Source organism: Terriglobales bacterium, from assembly GCA_035573675.1.
Taxonomy (GTDB): Bacteria; Acidobacteriota; Terriglobia; order Terriglobales; family Acidobacteriaceae; genus DATMAB01.
Genome location: DATMAB010000012.1, coordinates 30,003 through 53,504, shown reverse-complemented (window position 1 = coordinate 53,504; position 23,502 = coordinate 30,003). Strand labels below are relative to the sequence as shown.

24 protein-coding genes are annotated in these 23,502 nt (G+C 64.4%); 5 read left to right on the top strand and 19 right to left on the bottom strand.

Features of this window, described 5'->3' with window-relative positions; genetic code table 11:
• Positions 1–2: 2 nt before the first annotated feature.
• Both VNK82_04190 and uvrC read right to left on the bottom strand, forming a co-directional pair.
• Positions 3–908: an MBL fold metallo-hydrolase gene (locus VNK82_04190; protein HXE90145.1), complete on the bottom strand. Its 906-nt coding sequence runs from the start codon at positions 906–908 to the stop codon at positions 3–5.
• Between the two features lie 64 nt (positions 909–972).
• Positions 973–2,787 carry an excinuclease ABC subunit UvrC gene (gene uvrC, locus VNK82_04185; protein HXE90144.1) on the bottom strand — a complete coding sequence of 605 codons (1,815 nt, stop codon included), beginning with the start codon at positions 2,785–2,787 and terminating at the stop codon, positions 973–975.
• A 114-nt stretch (positions 2,788–2,901) separates the two neighbouring features.
• Between uvrC and VNK82_04180 the strand changes: the two genes are divergently transcribed.
• Positions 2,902–3,648 carry a tetratricopeptide repeat protein gene (locus VNK82_04180; protein HXE90143.1) on the top strand — a complete coding sequence of 249 codons (747 nt, stop codon included), beginning with the start codon at positions 2,902–2,904 and terminating at the stop codon, positions 3,646–3,648.
• Here the strand turns inward: VNK82_04180 and VNK82_04175 are convergent.
• A complete protein-coding gene (locus VNK82_04175; protein HXE90142.1) occupies positions 3,617–4,249 on the bottom strand; it encodes a hypothetical protein in 633 nt (210 codons plus the stop codon). The genes VNK82_04180 and VNK82_04175 overlap by 32 nt on opposite strands.
• Positions 4,250–4,311: 62 nt before the next feature.
• Here VNK82_04175 and VNK82_04170 point away from each other — a divergent pair, with 62 nt between their 5' ends.
• A complete protein-coding gene (locus tag VNK82_04170; GenBank protein HXE90141.1) occupies positions 4,312–4,812 on the top strand; it encodes a DinB family protein in 501 nt (166 codons plus the stop codon).
• A gap of 3 nt (positions 4,813–4,815) precedes the next feature.
• Here the strand turns inward: VNK82_04170 and VNK82_04165 are convergent, their stop codons facing one another.
• The 6 genes from VNK82_04165 to VNK82_04140 form a co-directional block, all read right to left on the bottom strand.
• Positions 4,816–6,177: a sigma-54 dependent transcriptional regulator gene (locus VNK82_04165; GenBank protein ID HXE90140.1), complete on the bottom strand. Its 1,362-nt coding sequence runs from the start codon at positions 6,175–6,177 to the stop codon at positions 4,816–4,818.
• 46 nt (positions 6,178–6,223) lie between these two features.
• A complete protein-coding gene (locus VNK82_04160; protein HXE90139.1) occupies positions 6,224–6,778 on the bottom strand; it encodes a hypothetical protein in 555 nt (184 codons plus the stop codon).
• A 59-nt stretch (positions 6,779–6,837) separates the two neighbouring features.
• On the bottom strand, positions 6,838–8,184 hold the full coding sequence (locus VNK82_04155) for an ATP-binding protein (protein HXE90138.1): 1,347 nt from the start codon (positions 8,182–8,184) through the stop codon (positions 6,838–6,840).
• The gene (locus VNK82_04150) at positions 8,181–9,116 is read right to left on the bottom strand and encodes a prepilin peptidase (GenBank protein HXE90137.1); all 936 of its coding nucleotides are present in this window, start codon (positions 9,114–9,116) and stop codon (positions 8,181–8,183) included. Before VNK82_04150 ends, VNK82_04155 begins: the two co-directional genes overlap by 4 nt.
• A gap of 66 nt (positions 9,117–9,182) precedes the next feature.
• Entirely contained in the window at positions 9,183–9,563 is a 381-nt protein-coding gene (locus tag VNK82_04145) for a hypothetical protein (protein ID HXE90136.1), read from the bottom strand.
• Between the two features lie 168 nt (positions 9,564–9,731).
• Positions 9,732–10,760: a BON domain-containing protein gene (locus VNK82_04140; protein HXE90135.1), complete on the bottom strand. Its 1,029-nt coding sequence runs from the start codon at positions 10,758–10,760 to the stop codon at positions 9,732–9,734.
• Between the two features lie 216 nt (positions 10,761–10,976).
• Here VNK82_04140 and VNK82_04135 point away from each other — a divergent pair, with 216 nt between their 5' ends.
• Positions 10,977–11,345, top strand: coding sequence for a hypothetical protein (locus VNK82_04135; GenBank protein HXE90134.1), 369 nt, complete (start codon positions 10,977–10,979; stop codon positions 11,343–11,345).
• On the opposite strand, the gene VNK82_04130 is transcribed toward VNK82_04135, so the two are convergent.
• A complete protein-coding gene (locus VNK82_04130) occupies positions 11,346–12,401 on the bottom strand; it encodes a potassium channel protein (protein HXE90133.1) in 1,056 nt (351 codons plus the stop codon).
• A 112-nt stretch (positions 12,402–12,513) separates the two neighbouring features.
• Between VNK82_04130 and VNK82_04125 the strand changes: the two genes are divergently transcribed.
• Together VNK82_04125 and VNK82_04120 are read left to right on the top strand one after the other, a co-directional pair.
• Positions 12,514–13,149, top strand: a complete 636-nt coding sequence (locus VNK82_04125; protein ID HXE90132.1) for a molybdenum cofactor guanylyltransferase — start codon at positions 12,514–12,516, stop codon at positions 13,147–13,149.
• A complete protein-coding gene (locus VNK82_04120; GenBank protein HXE90131.1) occupies positions 13,146–13,904 on the top strand; it encodes an ATP-binding cassette domain-containing protein in 759 nt (252 codons plus the stop codon). The genes VNK82_04125 and VNK82_04120 overlap by 4 nt, the downstream gene beginning before the upstream one ends.
• On the opposite strand, the gene VNK82_04115 is transcribed toward VNK82_04120, so the two are convergent.
• The 9 genes from VNK82_04115 to VNK82_04075 form a co-directional block, all read right to left on the bottom strand.
• Positions 13,901–14,557, bottom strand: coding sequence for a riboflavin synthase (locus VNK82_04115; protein HXE90130.1), 657 nt, complete (start codon positions 14,555–14,557; stop codon positions 13,901–13,903). The two genes, VNK82_04120 and VNK82_04115, sit on opposite strands and share 4 nt — an antisense overlap.
• The gene (ribD, locus tag VNK82_04110) at positions 14,557–15,720 is read right to left on the bottom strand and encodes a bifunctional diaminohydroxyphosphoribosylaminopyrimidine deaminase/5-amino-6-(5-phosphoribosylamino)uracil reductase RibD (protein HXE90129.1); all 1,164 of its coding nucleotides are present in this window, start codon (positions 15,718–15,720) and stop codon (positions 14,557–14,559) included. The genes VNK82_04115 and ribD overlap by 1 nt, the downstream gene beginning before the upstream one ends.
• 19 nt (positions 15,721–15,739) lie before the next feature.
• Positions 15,740–16,690, bottom strand: coding sequence for a signal recognition particle-docking protein FtsY (gene ftsY, locus VNK82_04105; GenBank protein HXE90128.1), 951 nt, complete (start codon positions 16,688–16,690; stop codon positions 15,740–15,742).
• A gap of 60 nt (positions 16,691–16,750) precedes the next feature.
• Complete coding sequence (locus tag VNK82_04100) at positions 16,751–18,553, bottom strand: HD domain-containing phosphohydrolase (GenBank protein ID HXE90127.1); 1,803 nt, start codon at positions 18,551–18,553, stop codon at positions 16,751–16,753.
• A 145-nt stretch (positions 18,554–18,698) separates the two neighbouring features.
• Positions 18,699–19,730 (bottom strand): NAD(P)H-dependent glycerol-3-phosphate dehydrogenase, encoded by a 1,032-nt coding sequence (locus VNK82_04095; GenBank protein HXE90126.1) that lies wholly within the window; start codon positions 19,728–19,730, stop codon positions 18,699–18,701.
• Complete coding sequence (gene plsY, locus VNK82_04090) at positions 19,727–20,419, bottom strand: glycerol-3-phosphate 1-O-acyltransferase PlsY (protein ID HXE90125.1); 693 nt, start codon at positions 20,417–20,419, stop codon at positions 19,727–19,729. The genes VNK82_04095 and plsY overlap by 4 nt, the downstream gene beginning before the upstream one ends.
• Complete coding sequence (thpR, locus tag VNK82_04085) at positions 20,420–21,001, bottom strand: RNA 2',3'-cyclic phosphodiesterase (protein ID HXE90124.1); 582 nt, start codon at positions 20,999–21,001, stop codon at positions 20,420–20,422. It abuts the gene before it with no gap.
• 85 nt (positions 21,002–21,086) lie between these two features.
• Positions 21,087–22,337 carry a competence/damage-inducible protein A gene (locus tag VNK82_04080; protein ID HXE90123.1) on the bottom strand — a complete coding sequence of 417 codons (1,251 nt, stop codon included), beginning with the start codon at positions 22,335–22,337 and terminating at the stop codon, positions 21,087–21,089.
• A 104-nt stretch (positions 22,338–22,441) separates the two neighbouring features.
• Positions 22,442–23,497: a hypothetical protein gene (locus VNK82_04075; protein ID HXE90122.1), complete on the bottom strand. Its 1,056-nt coding sequence runs from the start codon at positions 23,495–23,497 to the stop codon at positions 22,442–22,444.
• Positions 23,498–23,502: the final 5 nt, after the last annotated feature.

Genomic DNA, 23,502 nt, shown 5'->3' with positions numbered 1-23,502 from the left:
AGTTAGAATCTCATTAAATCACTAGCTATCTCCACCCTTCCGGAGAATTCCTTAGCAGCGCGCTGGCGGATCTTGTCCTCTTCGTCCGCCGGGACGAGGTGCGTGAGGACCAGCATCTTTACCCCTGCTTCGCGGGCCACGCGGCCGGCCTCCTCCGGCGGGGTGTGGTAGGCCTTGAGCCGGGCGGCGACCTGAGGAGGGTCCACGTCGTCGAACCATTCGGGCAGAGCGACTTCGTGCACCAGGACGTCGGCACCCCTGGCGAAGCGGACCAGGTTCGAGCTGTAGCGCGTGTCGCCGGAGATGACGATGCTCTTACCGGCGGAATCGAAGCGGTAGCCGTAAGCGTGCTCCACCGGCCGATGGTCTACCGCGAAAGCGGTGACCCGAACATCCTCGTCGCGATAGACCACGCCCTCGCGCACGATGTGAGTGCGGATCTTCGCTCCCTCGGCAGGTTGCATTTCGGTGAGATCGCGACGGATGTGAATGTCTTCCTCGAAAAACTTCAGCAACGCGTCCGCGACCTGCTTGGTGCCTTTCGGCCCGTAGAGCTCAAGAGGCGTTCTTCGGCCGAAGATCCAGGTGCTGGTGAAGAGATCGGGCAGGCCGGACGTGTGGTCCGAATGCAAGTGAGTGAGGAACACGGCCCGCACGGACTTCAACGGGAATTCGGTGGCGGCCAGGCGCATCACGACGCCGCGTCCGGCGTCGACCAGAAAAACCTTGTCCTTCACAACCACGGCGGTGGCCGGGCCGGCGCGTTCGTTGCTGGGGCGAGGGAAGCCCGTGCCCAGCGTGATCACCTGCATGGTAGCGGGCGCAGGAGCCTCAGCAGGCTTCTGTTCCTGTCCAGCGGAGAAGCCGGCGATCAACAGCGCACTGAGCCATAGCCCATGCCGTTTCATCGTCTTCCTGAGCCAGCGTGTTGGTGACAAGAAAGTCTCGGTCATTCTGTGTCTCTGTCGCGAGCTACTTATGAAAATGCTGATGAATAGCTTCGGCCTGTTTGGGAGTGACTACAGCAGCGAGCGCAGCGGCATTGGCCTGCTGCACGGCGCGCAGGCTGCCGAAATGCTCCAGGAGGCGGCGGCGGGTCGCGGGGCCGATGCCGGGGACCTGCAGCAGCTCGGAACCGCGGTCGCGCATCTGGCGGCGCTTGCGGTGAAAGGTGAGCGCAAACCGGTGCGATTCGTCGCGGATGCTTTGGATGAGATGCAGAACCGGAGAATGATGGTCGAGAGCGATGGGTTCCTGTTCCTGTCCGTAGACGTAAAGTAGTTCCTCACGCTTGGCGATGGCGGCCAGCGGCTGGTTGATGATCTCCAGTCCCTCCAGCGCCTGGGCCGCGGCATGAAGCTGACCGACTCCGCCATCCACCAACACCAGGCTGGGCAAACGCCGCTGCTCCTGTTGCAGGCGGCGGTAGCGGCGGCTCACGACTTCGCGCATGGCGGCGAAGTCATCCACGCCATCCACCGAGCGCACGATGAACTTGCGATATTCCGCTTTGTTCATGCGCCCGCTCTCCCAGACCACCATGGATGCCACGGTTTCCGCGCCCTGGATATGCGAGATGTCGAAGCACTCGATGCGCGTGGGCAATTCCGGCAGCGTGAGGGCGTCCTGCAGGGCTTCCTGCACGGCACGGGCCGCCGGCTTCATGACGCGAAAGCGCTGCTCGAAGGACTGGCGCGCGTTGCGGGCCACCAGATCGACCAGCGAGCGTTTCTCGCCACGCTGCGGCACCAGAATCTCGAGCTTGCCACGGCGCTTCTCGGCAAGGAGCTCCTCCAGAAGCTGGCGGTCTTCGAAATCCACCGGGACGTGAAGGCTGCGCGGCACGTAGTGCTGATCCAGATAGAGCTGCTTGAGCAAAGCGGAGAAGAATTCGCCAGGGTCGAAGCCGGACCCAGGGATGCTTTCCGGCAGGTCTTCCCAGAAGAACTCGCGGCGGTCCAGGACGCGTCCGCCGCGCATATGGAAGAGGTTGACGGCCAGCATGCCGTTCTCGTAATGATAGCCGAAGACATCGGCGTCCTCGCCTTCGACCGCAGCCATGCGCTGCTTCTGCTGCATCTGCTCGACGGTGGAGATCAGGTCGCGATATTTGGCGGCGCGTTCGTACTCCTCCGCTGCTGCCGCGTGATCCATGCGCGCGCGGAGGGAGTGGACAAGGTCGGTGGGCCTTCCTTCGAGGAACAAGCGGACGTCACGCACGGCTTCCTGGTAAGCCTCCGGTGTAGTAAGGCCCTTGACGCACGGCCCAAGGCAACGGCGGATGTAGTACTGCAGGCAGGGACGCGGGTGGTAGCGCGTCAAGTCCACCTTGCACGAGGGCACCAGGAAGTGGCGGTGGATAAGATCCACCAGGCGGTGTGCCAGGCTGGCGGGGAAGTAGGGACCGTAGTAGGCGCTGCCGTCCTTTCGCAGGCGTCGCGTGACGTAGACGCGCGGGTAGCGTTCGAAGGCAGTGAGCTTGATGTAGGGATAGGTCTTGTCGTCTCGCAGCAGGATATTGAAACGCGGCTTCTTTTGCTTGATGAGGTTGTTCTCGAGAGCCAGCGCCTCTTTCTCGTTGTCCACCAGGATGTAGTCGAGGTCGGCGGCCTCGCGCAGCAGGGAGCCGGTCTTGGCGTCGGCGATCCCGCGGTCGGCGAAATAGGTACGTACGCGGGCGCGCAGGTTCTTGGCCTTGCCGACGTAGATGATCTCGCCTTCGGCATTTTTGTAGAGATACACGCCGGGCGAGGCGGGCAGGCTGCGGATTTTGGCCTCGAAGTCCAAGGACGCAGTGGGGAGCGCGACGACGGGCCGCCGCGCCACCACCCAGATTCTACCCCGGCCGATACAACGGCCGGTCGAGGGCGGAGCATCCGAAAGGGTCTAGAATAGGCCTTGATGCGCGTACGCTTCACTCTTGTCGTGCTGCTCGGGTTTTCCGTGCTGCTCTGCGCCCAGGAGACGTCGCCGGCTCCGCAGCCTGCGCCCAGCCCAGAAACAAAGGCCGAGGAGCAGCCGGCCGATACCCAGAAAACCGAGGAGGGGACGCAAACCAAGAAGAAACGCAAGCGATTCAATAATCCCCTTTCCGACCTTTGCATCCACGTGGCGGGTTCTCCCTGCTACGACATCAAGAAAAAGAAGCCTGAGGAGAACGACCAGAGAGGATCGGAAGGGAAGGGACAGACCGCACCGGCGGGTGAATCCGTGCCGCGTTCGGATGCGGACACGGAAGGTGATTACAGTTCCAGCCGCGAGACCATCGCCGTCATGACCGGCGCCGAGCGCAAGAAGGAACCCGCCGGCGAGAGCGAGGTCACGGAGCTGAAGCATTACGACCCGCACCAGGCAGAGAAAGACATCGAGGTCGGCGAGTTTTATCTCAAGCGGAAGAACTACAAGGCAGCCATCTATCGCTTCCGCTCGGCGCTGGAGAACAAGCCCAACTACGCCCTGGCCATGTTCCGGCTGGCGCAGGCGCTGGAGCCGACCGGCGAAGTCGACGAAGCGCGCAGTCTGTACGAGCGTTACCTGCAGATCCTGCCGAACGGCGAATGGGCTGCCGAGGCGCAAAAGGCGCTGGCGCGCCTGCAGCCTCGCGCGGAGAAGGCCGCTACTTCTCCACCCGCAGAAACTCCCCGGTAGAGGCGTCCACGGCCACGGTCAGCCTGGCGTCGGCCCGAGAAATACCGTAGATGACGTGCCACACAAGCTGGTTCTTGCGCGCATCCCAATCCAGCACGAAGCTGACGGGCTGATCCGGAGCCTTCTTGAGGATGGCGGCGCCGCCGTGCTCCTGGGCGACGGTGAAGGCCTTGTCGGTATCCACCTTGAGGAAGGCAATGTCGAAGGGACGGGTCGACTGGTTCTGCGGGTTGAAGTCGTCTTCCACGCCGGGAGTAATGCCGCGTTCGGGCGCGTCTTCGGCGGTCACGCCGGACCATAGATAGGGCTTGGCGGCGCGGCGCGACACGGAGGCGAAGCTCCCCCGCCACACGCCGGCCTTGCCTTCCGTCACGGGAGCGCCTTGGACGTACTGCGATTCCAGGCGGAAGGGCTGGACGTCCGGGGCCCACTGGCGCGCCGTCACATAGAGGCGCTGCAAGGCGACGCGCCCGGTGTCGTACTCGGGCGGCTTGGCGGCAGGCTTTGCCGGCGCCGCGGTGCCCGGCTGTTCTTTGGGAGCTTCGGAAGTACAACCGGCGATCAACGCAAGTACGAAACCGAGTGCTGCAAGTGTTCGCATAACATGCACCGTATAATGGGCCCTTCAGCAGGGTTGGACAGTCCTCCATTCTAAACGAGCGGATGCATCCCGACCTCGCACAAGCGCTGCAGGCCATCGACGCGGCGACGCGTGATTTGACTGCCGACCAGCTTTCCCGGCACGCGGAAGGGAAGTGGTCGGCGGCGCAGATCCTGGAGCATCTCTCCATCACCTTCGGCTCGACGGAGAGAGTGCTGGCGAAATGCGTAGAGAGCGGCCAGTGCCGAGCCACTGCGCCGACACTCTACCACCGGGTGGCCGCCTTCCTGCTCACCGATATCGGTTACTTCCCCTCCGGGCGCGCGGCGCCGGAGTTCACGCGCCCGCAGGGCATACCGCCGGAAAAAGCGATGCAGCAGATCCGCGACAACCTTGCGGCCATGGACGCGGTCCTCAGCCGCTGCGAGGAGCGGTTCGGCCTGAAAGTGAAGATCGCAAATCACCCCGTGATCGGGCCGTTGAGCGTAAGGCAATGGAGGCGGTTCCACCTCATTCATACGCGGCACCACATGAAGCAAATCGAGCGATTGCGGAGCCAATAAGATTCAATCCAGCCCGTAGGCGTGGATCTTGTTGAGCAGCGTCTTATACGAGATGCCCAGGCGCTGGGCCGCGGCGGCCTTATTCCATTTGCACTCGCGCAGCGTGGCCTCGATCTTGGCGCGCTCGACGGACTCGACCGCACGCGACGACGCCGAAGCCAGCGAGCCGCCCAGGTCGCTGCCGCGTACCGGAGCGGGACGCACGTTCGCGGCGAGTCCGAGGTCGGCGGCCGAGAGTTCTCCGTCGTTCAGTATGGAGGCCCGCTCGACTGCATTCTGCAGCTCGCGCACGTTTCCGGGCCAGGGGTGGGCGCGCAAGGCGGCGATTGCGTCCGGCGAGAACGCCAGGCGCGGCTTCTTGAGTTCCTTGCGGAAGCGCTCCAGGAAGTGCTCGGCGAGGAGTCGCAAATCCTCGCCCCGCTCCCGCAGCGCCGGGATACGGATGGGCACCACCGCCAGCCGGTAATAGAGGTCCTGGCGGAACTCGCCGCGTGCGGCGGCCGATTCCAGATCACGGTTGGTAGCCGCGATCACGCGTACGTCCACCGGGACGGTCGTGGTCCCTCCCAGGCGTTCGATCACGTGTTCTTCAAGGACTCGGAGAAGTTTCCCCTGCGAGCCCGCGGGCAACTCGCCTATTTCATCCAAGAAGATGGTGCCCTCGTGGGCCAGTTCGAACTTGCCGGCGCGGCGGCGATCGGCGCCGGTAAATGCGCCACGCTCGTGTCCGAAGAGTTCGTTCTCCACCAAAGCTTCCGGTATGGCGGCGCAGTTCAGCGCGACGAAGGGCCGGTTGGCGCGCGGGCTGAGCTGGTGGATGGCGCGGGCGAACAGCTCCTTGCCGGTTCCGCTCTCGCCGAGAAGCAAAACCGTGCTGCTGGCAGGCGCGATGCGCTGCATCTCGCGTGCCGCGGCCAGCATGGCAGGATGCTCGCCGACGATGCGGGGGAAGCCATAGCGACGGGCGTAATCCTCCTTCAGGACCAGATTCTCGCGCAGGAGCTGTTGGCGCTCGATGGCCCGCGCGAGCAAGTGACGGAGATGTTCCAGGTCGATAGGCTTCTGAATGAAATCGTAGGCGCCGTCGCGCATCGCGGCCACCGCGTCGGCGATGCCTCCGTAGGCGGTCATGATGACCACGGGCATGGCGGGATCCGCTTCCAAGGTGGCGCGGAGGATATCCATGCCCGAGCCGTCGGGTAGCTTCAGGTCGGTGAGCACCGCCGAGAAACGGAACTGGCGGAGCTTCGCCAGAGATTCGGCAAGGCCGGCAGCAGGCTCCACCTCATAGTCCATGCGGGCCAGGGCCGTTCGCAACATTTCACGAAGCTCGGCTTTGTCCTCGACCAGAAGGATGCGGTCCATAAAGGAAAAAGCCCCCGTTTGCCGGGGGCTCAGGAATCCACGGTCACTATTCGCCCCAGGAGGCGGGCAAGCCGGCCTTGCGCAGTTCTTCCCGCATGTCCTCCAGCTTCTGCTTGGCGGCGGCCAGTTGCTGTTCCTTCTCGGCTGTCTGGGCCTGGTACTTGCGGTCCTCGGCGGCGTACTTGGCTTCATCGCGCAGCCGGTTGCCGGCATCTGCGTAGAAGGTCGCAGCGCGCAGTTTGTTCTCGCGCTTCAGGACGTCCAGCTCGCGCTCCAGCAGCGCAATCGCGTCCTTCTGTTCCTGGAACCGTTTCTTCCACTCGGCTTCCTGCTTGGCCTGATCCTCTCCGCTCGGGGCGGCCTGGGCAGCGGCGGCCGCAGGCGAAGCGGCTTCGCGGGCAGCCGGAGCAGCAGGGGCGGGACCGACCTCACTGATGGTGGTGGTCGTGGGCAGGTTCTCGTTGGTATAGACCTTGGCCGAGGGTGCCGGCGGCCGCTTCTTTTGCCGTTCCTGCCGGGCGATATCGCCGAGTGACTGCTGCGCAAGGGCGCTTCCGACAAACAGCCCGACTACAGCCAAACTCAATAGAATCTGTTTCATAGCGGCACCTGCAAACGCCGTCCGCTCCCGGTTCGGGGGACGCGATCCGGACGGTTACCTCATTGTAACTCTGATGGCGTCGAAGGCGGCACGGGTTTTCCGACCGGAAGCGAGAGGGTAAACGTACTTCCGGACGGGTTGCTGGTCACGGCGATCGTGCCGCCATGTTGGGTGACGATACGGTGCACCAGGGCCAGACCGAGTCCTGTGCCTCCGGACTTGGTCGTGAAAAAGGGGATGAAGATGCGGGCCAGGTCTTCGGCAGGGATGCCGGCGCCGTTGTCGCGCAGGACCACCCGCGCCTGCTGAGCGTCGGTCTCGCCGGTCACCTCTACCGTCACGGGGACGCCGTTCTTTCCCGACTCCGCGCTGTTGCGCAGCAGGTTGCTGAAGGCCTGACGGAGCGCTGTGCGGTCGCCTACGAGGGAGAAGCCCTCCGGTAATCCGAGGCGGACCTCGATCGGGCACTCACGAGCGCATTCCTCCAGCAACTGGCGCAGGTCGATGAGTTCAGGTTCGAGCGCGCGGGGACGCGCAAAGTTCAGGAAGTCGGTGACGATACGCGTGAGATTGCCGGTTTCCGCCACGATCCTGGAGGCGAACTGGCGCACCGTTGCGGCATCGTTCTCTGCGGTGAGCATCTGGGCATAGCCGGAGATGGTGGCGAGCGAGTTCTTGAATTCGTGGGCGATGCCGGCCGACATCTCGCCCAGGGAAGCCAGGTTGTCCTTGAGGCGGATCTGGCGGGCCAAGCCGGTGATTTCCGTTAGGTCGCTGACCAGGCAGGTAACTCCCAGCATCTCGCCCGCAGACCCGCGGACGGGTGAGAGCGCAACGCCGAGCACGCGCTGTGCACCATCCGGCGTGGTGTAATCGGCTTCCAGGCGGCGGAAGGACTGGCCGGTTCCGAGTGCGGCCTGCAGCGCACCCAGCAGAGGCTCGTTCGAGGGGGCCGCCTCTCCCGTTTCCAGACGCAGGGCAGTCACGCCGCGAAACAAGTCGCGGGCGTGCAGCCCGGTAGGCGAGGCAAATCCCAGAATGCTGCGCACCGCCTCGTTCGCCTGGCGAACCGTGCCCGTAGGGCTGAAGAGAATCACGCCGCTGGCCAGATTGGAGAGCACGGCGGCGCTGACCGTCTCTGAAGCCTGGGCGCGTTCTCGTTCCGCCTGTCGCAGGCGCGCCAGTTCCTTCTCCTGCTCCTTGAGCCTCTGGATCACACCCTGCACGGCGGCGGCGGCGAAGGCTTCGCTTTCGGCGAGGGGTCTGGCCGATGGCGCCGGCTCGCTTGTGTCTACTGCGCCCCGGCGGAAGTGAAGTATCAGCCAGGCGCCGAGCACGACCATGGCGCCCACGGTCAGTGTGGCCAGGAGGAGAGCCAGCATCAGCGGGTTGTCCAGCAGCCTCACGAGTAGCGCCCTGCGTACCAGCGGAAGAAGGCGTCGCCTAGAAAGACCGCCACCAGCGCCATGCTTCCCAGAAAGACGCCGAAGGGCATTTCATAGTAACGGTACACCAGCTGAGCCGACCGCCAGGCTCGACGGCGGGCTGCAGCCGGTTCGCGGCCACGAGCCACGATGCGACGGAAGCGCCGTACCCAAACGGTCAGCACGGTGGTCAGACCGAACAGTGAGCCGGCCAGCGAGGCCGAAAACAACGTGAAGATCGTGAGCTGGACGCCCAGGAACGCGCCAATCATCCCCATCAACTTCACGTCGCCGAAGCCCATGCCTTCCACGCCTCGGGCGCGCAGGTACAGAGCCCCAGCCCCGTAGATGAAGGAAGAGCCCACCGCCGCACCCAGCAGGGAGTCGGCGAGCGAATGCAGCCGCCACGACACCTCCGGATCGAAGCTGGCGGGTACCAGTTCGGGCAGCAGCCAGCCTACCAGTCCACCCACCGGAACGAGCAAGCTGAAGAAGAACCCGAGCGCCATGCCCGGCAAGGTGAGCTTGTCGGGAAGCAGCTTGGTTTCCGCGTCGGTGAAAATCAGGCCGAGCAGCAGGAAACCGAAGACGGCGTATTTCAGCGTCAACAGCGTCGGTCCGAAGCTGAAGTAACACAGCAGGAAAAGCAGAGCCGTCAGAAGTTCGACCACCGCGTAGCGAATGGAGATGCGCGCCTTGCAATGGCGGCAGCGGCCGCGGAGCAGGATCCAGCTCAACACGGGAATGTTGTCGTGGGCGGGGATCGCTGCGCCGCACGCGGGGCAGGCCGACCTCGGACGGATTACAGACAGCCTTCGCGGCAGCCGATAGATACACACGTTCAGAAAACTGCCGAAGGCCAATCCCAGCAGAAACAGAAAAAGGGGAAACAGGTGTTCGAAGGCCTCAGTCACGCGCGATTCATCACTCTCGACAGTTGCGCCGATTATACGTCGGAAGCGCGTACCTGGCCGAGGCGGCTAGCGACCCGCGACGGTCAGCCGCAGGATATCGCCCGGAAACACGGGTGCACCTTCTACTCTGGGTGGAAGCTTGCGTTTCCAGTACATAGCGCCGTGGCGGACCAGGCGCGTCTGCGGCGAATGGAAACGCCAGCCCGCAGAAGTCTCCTCACGGATGCGCAGTGCGTAGGCGTTGACTGCGCTCGGCGCCCCCTGTTTCCACTCGTACAGCCGGCCTTCGAGCTCCTCCGAGAGCGCCTCGGTGGGCAGAAGGCAGAGCACCCAGTCGCCGGTGGCGGCCTCGAGAAAAGGACCTTCGCCTGCCTTGAGAATGGCTGCACCGTATTCGCGTGCTACTGCCAGCGTGCCGTCTGTGGAGCCATGATCTACGACTAGCATCGCATCGCAGGGGCGAAGCGACTCCAGTGCCCGGCCCAGAGCACGCTCGTCGTTATGCGTGTGAAGAAGGGCAGTGAGCGTCGGCATAGCGCGCAGGCCGGGATTCTACGCCATCAAGAACGAAGAAGCGGGATCCGGAAGAATCCGGATCCCGCTCAGGATGGCTCGCTATTCGTTGTATTCAGTGCTTTCGGTTGCGGAGCGCTCGATGCGTCCTACCGGAGTGACGGTGAGAGAGTTCTGCAAGTGGAAGGTCATTACCGTCTCCGACGGAATACGGATCTGCTCGCCCTTGGTGGCCGCCTGGACTCCGGTACCAGCGCCCGCGCCTACGGCAGCACCGATGGCGGCGCCCTTCCCGCCACCCGCCAGTCCTCCGATGATGGCCCCGAGCGCTGCTCCGCCGCCAATGGTCGCCGCCGTCCGCTTCCCGCGCGAACTACCCTCGCGCGTGAACTGGTCGGTCTGAATGGCGTACGACCTGCCGTTCACGATCAGGCGGGTCAGCTCCAGGGCGATTTCCGAGCGGCCCTTGAAGCGCCCGGCGCTCTTGGCTTCCACGATGCGGCCTTCGACCTCCGCGCCCTTGGGTACGACGACGCGGTCGCCGTAGACCAGCGGATGCTCGAGCGTGGCGCGGATGACGTCGCCGAGTTGATTGCGCTCGGAGTCAATCGAGTCAATCAAGCGGATTTCGAGCGTGGTGCCGGCGTCCAGCGTCACCGGCTCCGGGGTCCTCGGAGCCGCCGGCTGGGCCGGAGCGCTCACGGGCTGCACAGGAGCGGCCGGCGCAGCAGCGGGAACCGAGCTCCGCGCTGCCGTGGAGCGTGAAGACGCGCGCGGGCGAGCCGGCGCGGCGGGCTCTACCTGCGCCGGTGCTTCCACGGGTATAGTAGCCGACACAGCGGCCTGGGCAACGGTCAGGTTGTTCACCACCGTCTTCACGCCGGCGACCTGGGCGGCGCTGTTCGCCGCCGCAGCGCGCTCCATTTCACTGGCTACGGTACCGGTGAGCGTCACCGTGCCGTTCTCCGCGCTCACCTGAATCTGCTTCGTCGTGACGGCGGGATCGGCGAACAGCCGGGCTTGCACGTCAGCCACGATTTGGGCGTCGGTGCGGCCGCGTGAGCAGCCGATAGCCAGCCCCATGGTCAGAATCACCAGAACCGGAATGTACGTCCTGCCCCTGGACTTCATGTGATTGCCCTCACTGGGATCGGTAACAGCTCCACTGGGTCATTAGATGCACCCGCCGGCATCGCAGACAACCCATTGGTTCTGAACCCGAATCATAGCAGCGAGTTGCGGTGGCAACCGGGAACCTGGGGTGAGCCGGGGGACTCGGTATTTGCATGGCGGCTTGGGTGTGATACAAGAAGTGTCCCCTTTGGGGTGAGTTTTATGAGCATCCGGGTGGAACGATCGGAGATGAATCCGGAAGACGGGCGCTGCCAGTACTACGTCTCGCTGCAGCCGCACCTCAAGCGCGACGACCTGGATGTGCAGGTACGCATCCCGGTGGAGGTGGCTCTCTCTGTCTCTGAGACCGGCGACCTGGCTGACCTGTCCTTTGAGGTTCCCAAGAAGTATCGTACCCAGCAGGCGCTCTCCCTGATCAACAAGGCGGGCCAGGCGGCCCGGGAAAGCCAGGGTCCAGTCAGCTACGTGGACCCGCGAGTGTTCATCTCCGTGCCCGGTTTCAACGGCGATGCTGTATTCACGGCGGCGGCCAACCTGGAACTGGACGCGGCGGGTCGCATCATCGGCGTGGAAGTCCACTGACTACATAGCTTGTGAGGCGACAGCGCGCGCGGCTTCACGCGCGCGGCGCACATCGTCCATCGCACCCATGACAATGATCACATCACCGCCGAGCAGGGGACGGTCGTCGGCGGGGTTGGGGACGAACTGCGCACCGGCGGCGTCGGCCGTGCGGATGGCCAGCGGCAACAGGTTGTAGCCCGCCCGCAGGTTCAGCTCAGCCATCCTCCTGCCGACCCAGAGTGAGCCGGCCTCGACTGCGATCTCCTCGATGCGCAGGGTGCGGCTCTGCTCCTTCAGCATGATGTCCAGAAAGCTCACGACATGCGGACGGAGTACTTCGCTGGCCAGTCGCAGCCCGCCGATGTGGTCAGGCGAGACGGTGGCGTTGGCGCCGGCCTTGAGGATGCGCTCGGAAAACTTCAGGTCGGTGCAGCGGGCCACGATGCGCAATCCGGTGTTTTTCTGACGCGCCATCACGGTGATGACCAGATTCTCCTTCTCGAAGGGCAGGGCGGCAATCAAGCCGCGGGCGCGGTCGATGCCGGCCAGGTCCAGCACGGCCTCGTCCGTTGCGTCGCCCAGCAAGTACAAGAGGTCGCCAAACGCTTCGCCGTGGTGCTCCTGGAAGTGTCTGACGTGCTCCTCCCGCTGCTCGATGACGACATACGGCGTGCCGGTCTTCTGGAGCTCCTCGACGACGTGGCGGCCCGTGTCTCCCAGGCCGCAGACGATGTAGTGGTCCTTGAGTTCGCCGATCCGTTTCAGCATCTTGCGTCTCCAGAAGATTCTACTGATGTCCCCTTCCACCAGGAACGCCGTCACGACCGAGAATACGTAGAGAGTCACTGCCACGCCGATAATGACCACGAAGATGTTGAATACGCGCAGGGCGGCGACCCGGCTGGTGTCCACAAACTCGCCGTAACCAACCCCGGCCAGCGTGATCACGGCCATGTACACGGCGTCCAGGAGGGAGACGGACGTTCCACCCATGATGCGGTATCCGGCCACGGCTGCCGCCGTGGTGACCGTCAGAACAATCAGCGCAAGGCCGAGTCTTCGGCGGAGATCCATACGTGCGTCAGTGGATGGCTCAGGTGCAGGGGATGAATCGCGCGGGATTGTAGCATGTGCGCCGCGGCGGCAGCGGCCGTCGGTCGGCTAGAATGCGGCCTCAGGAGGGGTCTTGCCCCGATTCATCCCAGACACGCAGGCAGGGAAGGATCTGGCGGTCTTCGTGCTGGCAGGCGGCCGCAGCCGCCGCATGGGAAGCGACAAGGCCTTCATGGAGCTGGAAGGGAAGACGCTGCTGGCCCGTGCTCTGGAACTGGCGCGGACACTCAGTCCAAGTGTCGCGATTGTGGGCCCGGCGAGCCTCTACCAGTCCCACGGTTCGGTGGTCGAGGATATTTTTCCCGGACGCGGGCCACTCAGCGGCATCCACGCTGCGTTGTCTTCGACGTCAAGCGCGCTCAACCTGGTGCTGGGCGTGGATTCGCCCTTTGTGGAGCCGGGTTTTCTCCAGTACCTAGTGCTCGAGGCTGGCAGGAGCGGCGCCATGGTCACGGTGCCCCGTGCGGGTGGCGGCTTTCAGCCATTGTGCGCCGTGTACCATCGAAATCTCCGCGACGCCGCCCAGGCGGCCTTGGAACAGGGCAACCACAAGGTGGATGCGCTGTTCACCTGCGTCGCCACCCGCATCATCGAAGAGGCAGAAATGCAGCGATTTGCCTTTGACCCGGCGATGTTCCAGAATCTCAACACGCGCGAGGAGTTCGAGCGCGCCCGCGCGCGACTTCGCGCCCTTCAGGCCGGCCCATGACTCAGGAGCGCATCCCCTACATCGAGTTCCGCGACGTTTCGAAGGCGTTCGGCGAGCACGTGGTCCTGGACCATGTGAGCTTCAACGTCTTTCCGGCGGAGACGGTGTGCATCATCGGGCGCAGCGGCGTGGGCAAGTCGGTTTCGCTGCACCACATCATGGGTTTCCTCAAGCCGGATTCCGGCCGGGTAATCGTAGCGTTTGAAGACATCACCGACTATCCGGAGGCGGAACTGGAGCGCATCCGCAAGAAAGTGACGATGGTGTTCCAGAACGGTGCTCTCTTTGACTCGCTCACGGTGGGTGAGAACGTGGCCTTTCCGCTGCGCGAGCGGCGCGACCTGGACGAGGAACAGATCTACCAGATCGTGGACGGCCTGCTGGACATGGTCGGCGTGCGGGAGATGCGCGACCTGCTGCCCTCCGACCTCTCCACCGGCATGAAGCGCTCGGTGGCCATCGCGCGCGCGCTGGCTGCGCAGCCGGAATGCATCCTGTACGATGAGCCCACCACCCAGGTGGATCCGCTGATGGCCCAGCTCCTGGGTGACCTCATCAAGAAGCTCAAGTACCAGCTCAAGCTGACCTCGATCGTGGTGACGCACGACATGCGCCTGGCCCGGAAACTCGCCGACCGCATCGTCTTTCTGCACGAGGCAAGGGTCCACTTTTTCGGCACGCCGCAGCAGATGGATGCGTCGGATGACCCCGTCGTGCAGCAGTTCCTCAGGCTGGATGAGCTGGTGATCGCCTAGAATCCTTCCCGCACCAGTCGCTCCAACGTGACCTCGCTGGGAACTTCCTCACCCTTCAACCTCTCGGCGTACTTGGCGAGGATGTCCACCTCGATGTTGAGGTCGTCTCCCGGCTGGAGTGAGCCAAGGTTCGTGGCCCCGAGTGTGTGCGGAATGATGGCGCAGGTCACGGTGGTGCCTTCGATGCGAGCGACGGTCAGGCTGATGCCCTCGATGGCGATGGAGCCCTTGAAAACGACATACTTCGCGAGCTCTGGAGGAATCTTCACGCGCAACCAGGAGTCGTCGCCGCCCTCGACCGGCGTGAGCGCCACCAGCGTGCCTACGCCGTCCACATGACCCTGTACCACGTGCCCGCCCATGCGTGCCCCCGCCTTCATGGGCAGCTCGAGGTTCACGGACGCGCCGGTTGCGATGCGGCCAAAGGAAGTCCGGGCCACGGTTTCGGCGGCGAGATCGGCGCTGAAGGAGCCCGGGGTGATCGCCACCGCCGTCAGGCACACACCGCTGACGGAAACGCTGTCGCCCCTCTTCAACTCGCGACTCACAGCGGGGGCCTCCACAGTGATACGGGAGTGAGCGGCGCCGTTGCGCGCGGTAATCGTCTCAACCCTTACCACGCGGCCGACTTCCTCGATGATGCCGGTGAACATCAGAGTCCCTCGTAGGGATCGCGCAGGTAGCCTTCGACGGCGAAGTCCTCGCCGAAACGGTGCACGGTGAGCATCTTGATGTGGGCGGCTTCGCTCATGCGCCGGAACCCCGCGCCGCTGGCAAACGGCACTGAGCCCGTCCCCGCCAGGATCTTGGGAGCGTAATAGAGAAAGACCTTGTCCACCACGCCGGAGGCGAGCGCGGTCCAGTTGACCAGCGCGCCCCCCTCGATGAGCACGCTGGTGATGTCCATCTGGCCGAGCTTTTCCATCGCCTTGCGCAGGTCGGGACGGCCGTCAGAGGCGCCCAGCGGCACCTGCTCGACGCGGATGCCGAGCTCTTCCAGCCGCTTCTTCTTCTTTTCTTCGGCGAAAGAGCAGAACACCAGCACGTCGTCCTTAGCCGTTTTGGCGACCCGTGACTCGTCAGAGAGGCGCAGGCGCGAGTCCAAGATGACGCGCAGCAGCGGCCGCCGGCGGGGGCGGCCGGTGCGGTCAGTGAGCAGAGGATCGTCGGCGATGATGGTGCCCACGCCCACCATGATGGCGTCCATGGAATGGCGCAGCTCCTGCACGTGCGCCCGCGCCACTTCGCTGGTGATCCACCCGCCGGTGGCGCCACCGACGCCGAGGGCGGACGGGTTCTCGCTCTCACCCGGCGGCGGCGCGATCTTGCCGTCGAGCGTCATGCCCGCTTTCAGGGTGACCAGCGGCGTCCGGGTGCGGATATGCTTGGCGAAAGCCTCGTTCAGCTTGCGCGCCTCGTGCTGGCTCACGCCTTCCGCGACTTCGATGCCTGCTGCTTGCAGCCGCTCGAGCGAGCGTCCCTGCACCAGCGGGTTGGGATCCTTGGTGGCGACCACCACCCGCCGGATGCCGGCCGTAATCACCTGCTCTACACACGGACCGGTGCGTCCTTCATGGCAGCAGGGCTCAAGCGTCAGGTAGAGCGTCGCGCCGCGTGCCTTCTCGCCCGCTTGCTCCAGGGCGAGTACCTCAGCGTGTTTCACGCCTTCCCACGTGTGCGTGCCGCGGCCGATCACTTGCGCTTCCCGCACCAGCAGCGCTCCGACGTGCGGGTTGGGAGAAGCCAGCGCGATGCCCTGGCGCGCCAGTTCCAGCGCCTCCCTCATGAACACTTCGTCTTCGATACGGTTGGCCATCGGGGCGATCCTTCAAGGATTACTCGAACAGCGAATCCACGAACTCCCGGGGATCGAACGGCAGCAGGTCGGCGGGCTTCTCGCCCACGCCCACGTAGCGCACCGGCAGGCCCAATTCCCGGCAAATGGCGACGACCACGCCGCCCTTGGCGGTGCCATCCAGCTTGGTGAGCACGATTCCCGTCACCCCCGCGGACTGTGTGAACAGCCGCGCCTGCTGCAACCCGTTCTGTCCGGTCGTGGCGTCCATCACCAAGAGGATCTCGTGCGGCGCTCCGGGCACCAGGCGCTGCGCGGTACGGCCCATCTTCTCCAACTCGGCCATAAGGTTGGTCTTGGTGTGAAGGCGGCCGGCCGTATCCGCGATGACGTAATCAATCTTGCGCGCCTTGGCCGCCTCCAGCGCTTCGTACAGCACAGCGGCGGGATCGCCGCCCGGCCGCGTCTTGATGACCTCCGCCCCTGTGCGCTGGCCCCAGATCTCCAGTTGCTCGATGGCGGCAGCGCGGAAGGTGTCCGCCGCGCAAAGCAAGACGCTCCTGCCCTGGGCCCTCAACACATGCGCCAGCTTCCCGATGGTCGTGGTCTTGCCGGTGCCGTTCACGCCTACGACCAGGATGACCTCCGGCCCCTGCTCCACGCGTCTTGCAGGACGCGAGTTGGCGCTGGCCAGGATGGCGAGCAGTTCCTCTTTCAGCAGTCGTTTCAGTTCCTGGACATCGGCAATCTGCCGTCGATCGACCTTTTGCCGGAGCTTTTCGAGGACCTCGTGGGTCGTAGTTGTGCCCAGATCAGCACCCACCAGCGAGGCTTCCAATTCGTCAAGCGTCTGCCGGTCGATCTCCTTGCCAATGGCGGCAACCGCTTCGATGCGCTCGCTAAGGTTCTCGCGCGTGCGCTCTACCGCCTGCTTCAGGCGGTCCAGGAAGCCGGTCTTTTTCTCCTCGCTGCCGAACAGGGTCTGGATCATGATTCGCGGGCGTGGCGCAGCCCAAAAGTCAATTATAGCGGTCGGGTCAGGAGGGACGTTCTAGCCCAGAAAGGCCTGGCCGAGTTCGCGGTCGGTGGTAGTGCCGACGCCGGCGGCCGCAGCCTGCTCGGCGGAGATCGTGGCCGCACGATGCAGGCGAAGCGCGCCGCGCTCGAACACTGAAGTGAGCGCGGCCACCACGCGGGGATCGAACTTGGTGTTGGCCAGCGAATTGATGATGCGCACCACGTAGCCTGTCTCCATCGCGGCCTGGTAGGGGCGGTTGGTGGTCATGGCGTCGAAGGTATCGGCCACGGTGATGACGCGCGGCAGCAGCGGAAGCTGGTCGCCCTTGAGCCCGTACGGATAGCCGCGCCCATCGAGCGATTCATGATGCAGCTCGATGCCAGGGATCATGTCCTTCAGCATCTCGACCGGGCGCAGGATGGTGGCGCCCTTGGTGGTATGCGTCTTCATGATCTCGAACTCTTCCGGCGTGAGCGCGCCCGGCTTTTTGAGGATGCGGTCCTCGATGCCGATCTTGCCCACGTCGTGCAGCAGGGCGGCGATGCGGATCTTCTCGATCTCCTCCTGCGGCAGCTTCATCTCCGTGGCCAGGATGACTGAGTAGCGGGTGACGCGGTCGGAGTGGCCCTTGGTATAGGGATCCTTCTCGTCCACCGCGCCGGCCAGCATCTGGATGGAGCTGAGGAAGAGGGTGCGGTTCTCCTCCGCCGCCCGCTTCAGGTCAGCGACCAGGCGTTCCAGGTCGCCGGTCATGATGTTAAAGGTCTCGGCCAGTTCGCCGATCTCGGTGCGGCTCTTCAGACGCACCCGTTGCGAGAAGTCGCCGCGCGCAATGGCTCGGCTGGATTCCGTCAATGTCTGCAGGGGGAAGGTGATGCGCCGGGCGGCGTAGGTGCTGATCAGCACGCTGACCAGCACGAAGACCACGGCCAGCCCCAGCGCGGTGCGCTGCATCTCGCGGGCTTCGCGATAAGCCTCCTCCTGCGGCTTCTGCGCGATCACCGCCCATTCCAGCGCCGGCACCGGGCTGTAAGTGCCCAGCATGTCCAGGGTCTCGTCGTTCTCGCGGATGGTGAACGGCCGGGTTTCCGCCAGACGCAGGCGCGCGCCCTGCTCGACGAAGGTCTTGACGATCTCGAACTGCGTCATGTCACGCCCGGTCGCATACTTGGGATCGGCGCTGGCCACCAGGCGGCCCCGCCGGTCCACGACGTAGGCGGAAAGTCCTCCCGTGCTCGCGTCCCGCAAACGCTGCAGCAAATAGCGCAGGTTGACGATGGCCCCCACCATGCCGATGAACCGCCCGTTCACCATCACCGGCGTGCTCACCAGCATCATCGTGCTGGTTTCCTTCCCGGAGCCGGTCGCCAACGTCTGCCCGGTGTACGAGCGCCCTTCCTTGGCGGCGGTGAAGGCATGCTCCAGCTCGCGGCGCATGAAGTCGTCGGGCGTGATGCGCCCGGCTGAGATGCCCCGCGCCTGCGTATTCAGGAGCGTGGCGTAGGCGATGTCCTCCGAGGAAGAGACGAAGCGTTCCAGCAACGCCCGCAGCTCGGGTGACGTCACTTTCGGCTCCGGCTCGATGTCCCCGCCGCTGGTCACCTGGATGGCGGAGGACAGATTCGACAGCATGGTCAGCAACCCGGTGTGCCGCTGTGCGATGTCTTCGCCGAGCGAGCGCGTGATGGTGTTCTGCAGGAGCTTTTCGTTTCGTTCCAGCCGCTCGCGGTTGCGGCTGGCGACCAGCGTGCCATAGAAGAGAGGCGGGACTACGCTCACGACGATCAGCACGCCCAGGATGACGTACAGAATGGAGATGCGCGTCAGCGTTGGCATTCAGCCCCGATCCGAGCCGGCAAACTGCAGCGCATTGTAGCGCGAAAGGCGGGCGAAACGACCCTGAATCCCCGCTCTGAGGCAGTTACCAAGGTGCTGCTGCGGCCGGAGGAGTGGGCTTTGAGGCCAGGCAACCCGCATCGGCTCAGGCACTTCCAGCGCCCCATTCGCCCCGGGCAGGGCGCGTCATCAGCTCATGGATGGCGGCCATGGGAGCCTTGCCCTCGTACAGTACGGCGTGCATCTGTTCGGTGATGGGCATTTCCACGCCGTGCCGTTTTGCCAGCCCGCGAGCGGCATTCAGGGTGAGTACGCCCTCCGCGACCATCCCTTGCATGCCGGCGACGATGTCATCGAGCTTGCGTCCGCGTCCCAGTTCCACGCCCACGGAGCGGTTGCGCGAGAGGCCCCCGGTGCAGGTCAGCACCAGGTCACCGACGCCTGCCAGACCGAACATGGTTTCGCGCCGCGCGCCGCAAGCCACGGCCAGCCGGGTGATTTCTGCCAGCCCGCGGGTGATCAGCGCGGCGATGGTGTTGTGTCCCAGCCCCAGCCCGTCACACACGCCCGCGGCGATGGCGATGATGTTCTTCAGCGCCCCACCCATCTCTGCGCCGACCACGTCGTCGCTGGTGTAGACGCGGAAGTTGGAGTCGTTCAGCGCCTGTTGCGCATATGCCGCTAGTTCGGAATCCTTCGAAGCGACCACGACCGCTGTGGGATCGCCCCGCGCTACTTCCTTGGCGAACGACGGACCGCTCAGCGCGCCGATGCGGGGCTTCATCTCCGGTCGGGCCTTGGCCAGCACCTCCGTGGCCACCTCGGTCATGCGCAGCAGCGTTTGGTTCTCAATGCCCTTGGTTGCGCTTAACAGCATCATTTGCGGCGTCAGATGGGGAGCCATCTGCTCGTAGAGCCGGCGGCAATGGTGCGACGGCATCACTGTGACCGCCATTTCCGCTCCCATAAGCGCCTGCTCCATGCTGTTCGTTCCTGCGACCGTCTTCGGAACCTTGAAATCGGGGAGAAAGAGGTGATTGGTGTGTTCGCGTGCCAGCGATTCGGCCACTTCCTTCTCGTACGCCCACAAGCGGACGCGGTGCGTGCCCCGGCGTCCGAGAGCGATGGCGATGGCCGTGCCCCACGCCCCCGCGCCGATGACCGCGATCTCGCTCACGCGCTCTCCTTGTGCCGGAGGAAGTGCAGGCGGTTTTCCGTGCCCGCCAACAGTCGCCGGATGTTGGCGTGGTGTCTGCCGACGATGAGCGCCGAGCCGACCCCCATCAGGGCATACGCGCTGGCCGGGAGCGCCTGGCGATGAAGGAGGTAGGCCGCCACGGGGAAGACCGCAACCCCCACCATGGATCCTAGTGAAACATAGCGAAACAGCATTACCATCAGCAGGAACGCGCCAAACGCCGCCAGCATAGCGTCCGGAGCCAGCACGGCAAAGCTTCCGGCGGCCGTCGCTACACCCTTACCGCCCCGGAACTTGAGCCAGATGGGAAAGATGTGGCCGACCACGGCAAAGAGGCTAGCCGCGGCTGCGGCGACGTATATCTCGGAGGGAAAAGGATGTGGCCAAGGATCCTGGGACCAGGGCACGTTCAGGTAAGCCCAATCGATGATTTCCCGCCAGTATGTTAGCTGAACAAGTACCACACCTGCGGCAAACCCTTTGCCTGCATCGAGCACCAGTGTTGCGATCCCAAGGGCCACAGACCTGCGGGCCACATTTGTTGCTCCGATATTCCCGCTGCCAGTGCGTCGCACGTCCTCATTGTGGAAGATGCGCACTAGGAGGTATCCGAACGGAATGGAGCCCAGCAAATACGAAAGCCCGGCGACTATGGCAAGCTTTTCCATTCAATCCAGCTTGAAGCTCGCGAGCTTGGTGTACTCGGAGCCTTTCGGCGAGAGCCTGCTCTGGTACAGATGGAACTCGCGGGCCGTCATGGTACCAAAGTCCGGAGGCGGCATCGCGGCCAGCTTTTCCTGCAGGCGGCGAAAGCGCAGGTTGGGTTTGTCCTCGGGCCCGCGCCCCGGTCGCCCGGAGCCGGAGCGCGCCAGCGTCAGGTGGGGCGCAAACTCCCGTCGCTCGCGTTCGTAGCCCAGACCCTCCATCGCCTGCTCAACTTTTTCTGCCAGCTCAGCCAGAGGTTCGCTGGCTTCCACGCCGATCCAGAAGACTCGTGCCGACCGCGGAGTAGGGAAGAAGCCGGTGCCGCCGAACGAGATCTGTGGCGCTCTATTCCGTATTCCAGCCAGGCTCTGACGAACGCGCTCCGCCGTGGCTTCATCCGTCTCACCCAGGAACTTCAGCGTCAGGTGCAGCGATTCCGGCCGCACCCAGCGCACCTCCGGCGCAAATCCACGCACACCTTCCATGAATCGGGCCAGCCGCTGGCGAATTGCGTCCTCGATGTCTATCGCAACAAAGAGTCGCACGGCGGCTCCTAGCTCCTAGCTAGTGGCTGGAGGCTGGAAGCTAGTAGCGTGAGGTCGGGTCTGCGGTCTCGGTGTAATTGGACGCTCAAAGCAGTCTCCTCCTCACCATATCCAGCGCCTGCTGGCTGGCCAGCCGCCGGACCATTTCCCGGTCGCCGGGAAACTTGCGTTCGATGACCTCGGTTTTCTTTCCGTCGGCCAGTGCGTGGAAGACCAGCCCCACGGGCTTTTCCTCTGTGCCCCCGGTAGGGCCGGCGATTCCCGTGACCGCCAGCCCCATCCGGGCTTTTGCTTTTTCGCGCACGCCCTCCGCCAGCGCAGAAGCCACCTCGCGGCTCACCGCGCCGTGCGCCTTGATGAGTTTCGCCGGGACGCCTGCCAGCTTGGTCTTCAATTCGTTCGAATACACGATCGTGCCGCCCACGAAGTAGCGCGAGCTGCCGCTCACAGAAGTGATGCGCTGTCCGATCATCCCACCTGTGCACGATTCAGCCACCGCCAGCGTCGCTTGTCTCATCTGCAGGTAGTAGCCGACGATCTGCTCCAGCGTTTCCCCTTCGCGGGAGAAGATCAGGTCGCCCAGCTCGTCCTCAAGTTCCTCCGCCAGGTCGTCCACCAGTTGCTGCGCCTCTTCCTGCGAGACGGCGCGAGCCCGCAGGTGAAGTTGACACTCCCCGGGCGACGCCAAAATCGTGGTCTGCACCCGCAGTTGCTTGCTGTAGATGGGCGCCACTCTGGAATCGAGCTGCGATTCAGGAACCATCGCCACCTTGAGCACCCGTGTGGCGATGAACACCTGCGGCAGCTTCGCGCGCAAACGCTCGGCGCAGTGGTCGAGAAACATCGGCTCCAATTCGACCGGCGGTCCGGGAAGCAGGAGCACGATCTTCTCGCGCCCGTCCAGCGTGCCTTCGATCCACTGTCCCGGAGCGGAACCCCTGGGGTTGGGTATCGCTTTAGCGCCCGCCACCAGGTCGGCTTGGCGCAGGTTGTTCTCCGGCATCTTGATGCGACGTGCCGCGAAGCGCGCATAGAGCTCGCCCACCAGGCCCGGGTCACGCTTGAGTTCCCGTCCCAGCGCGGCGGCCACGGCCTCGCGGGTGAGATCGTCCTCGGTCGGGCCCAGGCCGCCGGAGATCAGGATCACGTCCGCCCGGTCGAGCGCCAGCCGTACGGTTTCCTCGATGTGTCCGCGGTTATCGCCGACGATGGTCTTGAAAATGACCTCGACTCCCAGGCGGTTCAGTTGCTCGGTGAGAAACAGGGAATTCGTGTCCTGGCGGAAAGGAGTGAGCAACTCAGAGCCGACGGCGATGATCTCGGCGGAGACGGACATGGATCATTTTCTCATTGAGTCACGAATAATCAGGGCGGGACATGCCACTCCCGGACCGCTTCCACAGCCTTTCCAATGCTTCAATGAAGCAAGGACTCACTCGGTCAGTCGATTAGCGGCTTCCCTTGGATTCCCCACGCCAGATGGTGCACGGCATTCGTAGTCGCCAGGATGGCCGACTTCCCGGGGGCAAACGCCAGCCCTACCAGGCCGTAGCCGGCCACCGCCAGGGAGGCCTGTCCGTCGGGCGCGATCTTCACGATGCCGCGCTTGCCCCCCAGCGATGCCGCTACGTACAGGTTGCCGTGGACATCGAAAGCGATGCCCTGGGGTCGTCCCAGTCCGCGGTAGAACACGGAGACGTCCCCGGCGGGGCTGATGCGGTACACGACATCAAAGCTCGACGTGGTCGGGCCGGTCACGTACAGATGGCCGTCCGTCCCGAACGCCAGATGGTACGCGGCGATACTCGGCTCAATAGTGGCGAACACGAAGATCTGCCGGTCCGGGGCGATCTTGAAAATGGTGCCGCTTCGGTCGCCGACGTACAGGTTGCCCTCGCGGTCGAACGCCATCCCGGTAGCGATGCCCATGCCTTCGGCGTAGGTGGAGAGTGTGCCGTTCGACGCTACGCGGTAGACCGTGCCGTCGTAACGCGAGGTCAGGTACAGGCGGCCTTCACGGTCGAACGCCATCGCGGTGGCGTTCATCACGTCCGTCAGGAACGGCTTCACGTTGTAGTGCGTGTCGATCTTGTAGACCGAGACCGGGACCTTTTGCCCGCGTGAGCCGGAAAAGGTCACGTAGATGTTGCCTTCGGCGTCGAGCGCGGGATTGGCTACGGGGTGAAGATTCTCCGCCACGGGAAACGCCACTTCCACATGATGCGCGTTCGAATTGTGTCCGTTGGTGGAAACCACAACCGGCCCGGCCACGGCGCCCTCCGGGACGCGGGCCACCAGAAAATCTTCCGAGCTGATGACGACCGAGCCTTCCACCTCGCCGAACCGAACGCGCGGCCGGCCCAGCGAAGGCGGCTTCAGGGCACTGCCCACGATGCGGACCTCGCCCCCGGGCAGCGCAGCCGGCGGGATGACCGCCTCGATGTGCGGTTTCCCGTTGATGTTTTTTCTTCCCAGGATGCGGTCGGAGATCCCCATCGTCC

What these genes read in the sequence shown, in the direction of transcription:
- ribD (HXE90129.1), bottom strand. Translation starts at nt 15,720, where the DNA reads ATGGCCAACCGTATCGAAGACGAAGTGTTCATGAGGGAGGCGCTGGAA.
- VNK82_04080 (HXE90123.1), bottom strand. Translation starts at nt 22,337, where the DNA reads ATGTCCGTCTCCGCCGAGATCATCGCCGTCGGCTCTGAGTTGCTCACT.
- VNK82_04145 (HXE90136.1), bottom strand. Translation starts at nt 9,563, where the DNA reads ATGCTAGTCGTAGATCATGGCTCCACAGACGGCACGCTGGCAGTAGCA.
- VNK82_04115 (HXE90130.1), bottom strand. Translation starts at nt 14,557, where the DNA reads ATGTTCACCGGCATCATCGAGGAAGTCGGCCGCGTGGTAAGGGTTGAG.
- VNK82_04170 (HXE90141.1), top strand. Translation starts at nt 4,312, where the DNA reads ATGCATCCCGACCTCGCACAAGCGCTGCAGGCCATCGACGCGGCGACG.
- VNK82_04165 (HXE90140.1), bottom strand. Translation starts at nt 6,177, where the DNA reads ATGGACCGCATCCTTCTGGTCGAGGACAAAGCCGAGCTTCGTGAAATG.
- VNK82_04130 (HXE90133.1), bottom strand. Translation starts at nt 12,401, where the DNA reads ATGGATCTCCGCCGAAGACTCGGCCTTGCGCTGATTGTTCTGACGGTC.
- VNK82_04120 (HXE90131.1), top strand. Translation starts at nt 13,146, where the DNA reads ATGACTCAGGAGCGCATCCCCTACATCGAGTTCCGCGACGTTTCGAAG.
- ftsY (HXE90128.1), bottom strand. Translation starts at nt 16,690, where the DNA reads ATGATCCAGACCCTGTTCGGCAGCGAGGAGAAAAAGACCGGCTTCCTG.
- VNK82_04100 (HXE90127.1), bottom strand. Translation starts at nt 18,553, where the DNA reads ATGCCAACGCTGACGCGCATCTCCATTCTGTACGTCATCCTGGGCGTG.
- VNK82_04075 (HXE90122.1), bottom strand. Translation starts at nt 23,497, where the DNA reads ATGGGGATCTCCGACCGCATCCTGGGAAGAAAAAACATCAACGGGAAA.
- VNK82_04190 (HXE90145.1), bottom strand. Translation starts at nt 908, where the DNA reads ATGAAACGGCATGGGCTATGGCTCAGTGCGCTGTTGATCGCCGGCTTC.
- plsY (HXE90125.1), bottom strand. Translation starts at nt 20,419, where the DNA reads ATGGAAAAGCTTGCCATAGTCGCCGGGCTTTCGTATTTGCTGGGCTCC.
- VNK82_04175 (HXE90142.1), bottom strand. Translation starts at nt 4,249, where the DNA reads ATGCGAACACTTGCAGCACTCGGTTTCGTACTTGCGTTGATCGCCGGT.
- VNK82_04160 (HXE90139.1), bottom strand. Translation starts at nt 6,778, where the DNA reads ATGAAACAGATTCTATTGAGTTTGGCTGTAGTCGGGCTGTTTGTCGGA.
- VNK82_04180 (HXE90143.1), top strand. Translation starts at nt 2,902, where the DNA reads ATGCGCGTACGCTTCACTCTTGTCGTGCTGCTCGGGTTTTCCGTGCTG.
- VNK82_04140 (HXE90135.1), bottom strand. Translation starts at nt 10,760, where the DNA reads ATGAAGTCCAGGGGCAGGACGTACATTCCGGTTCTGGTGATTCTGACC.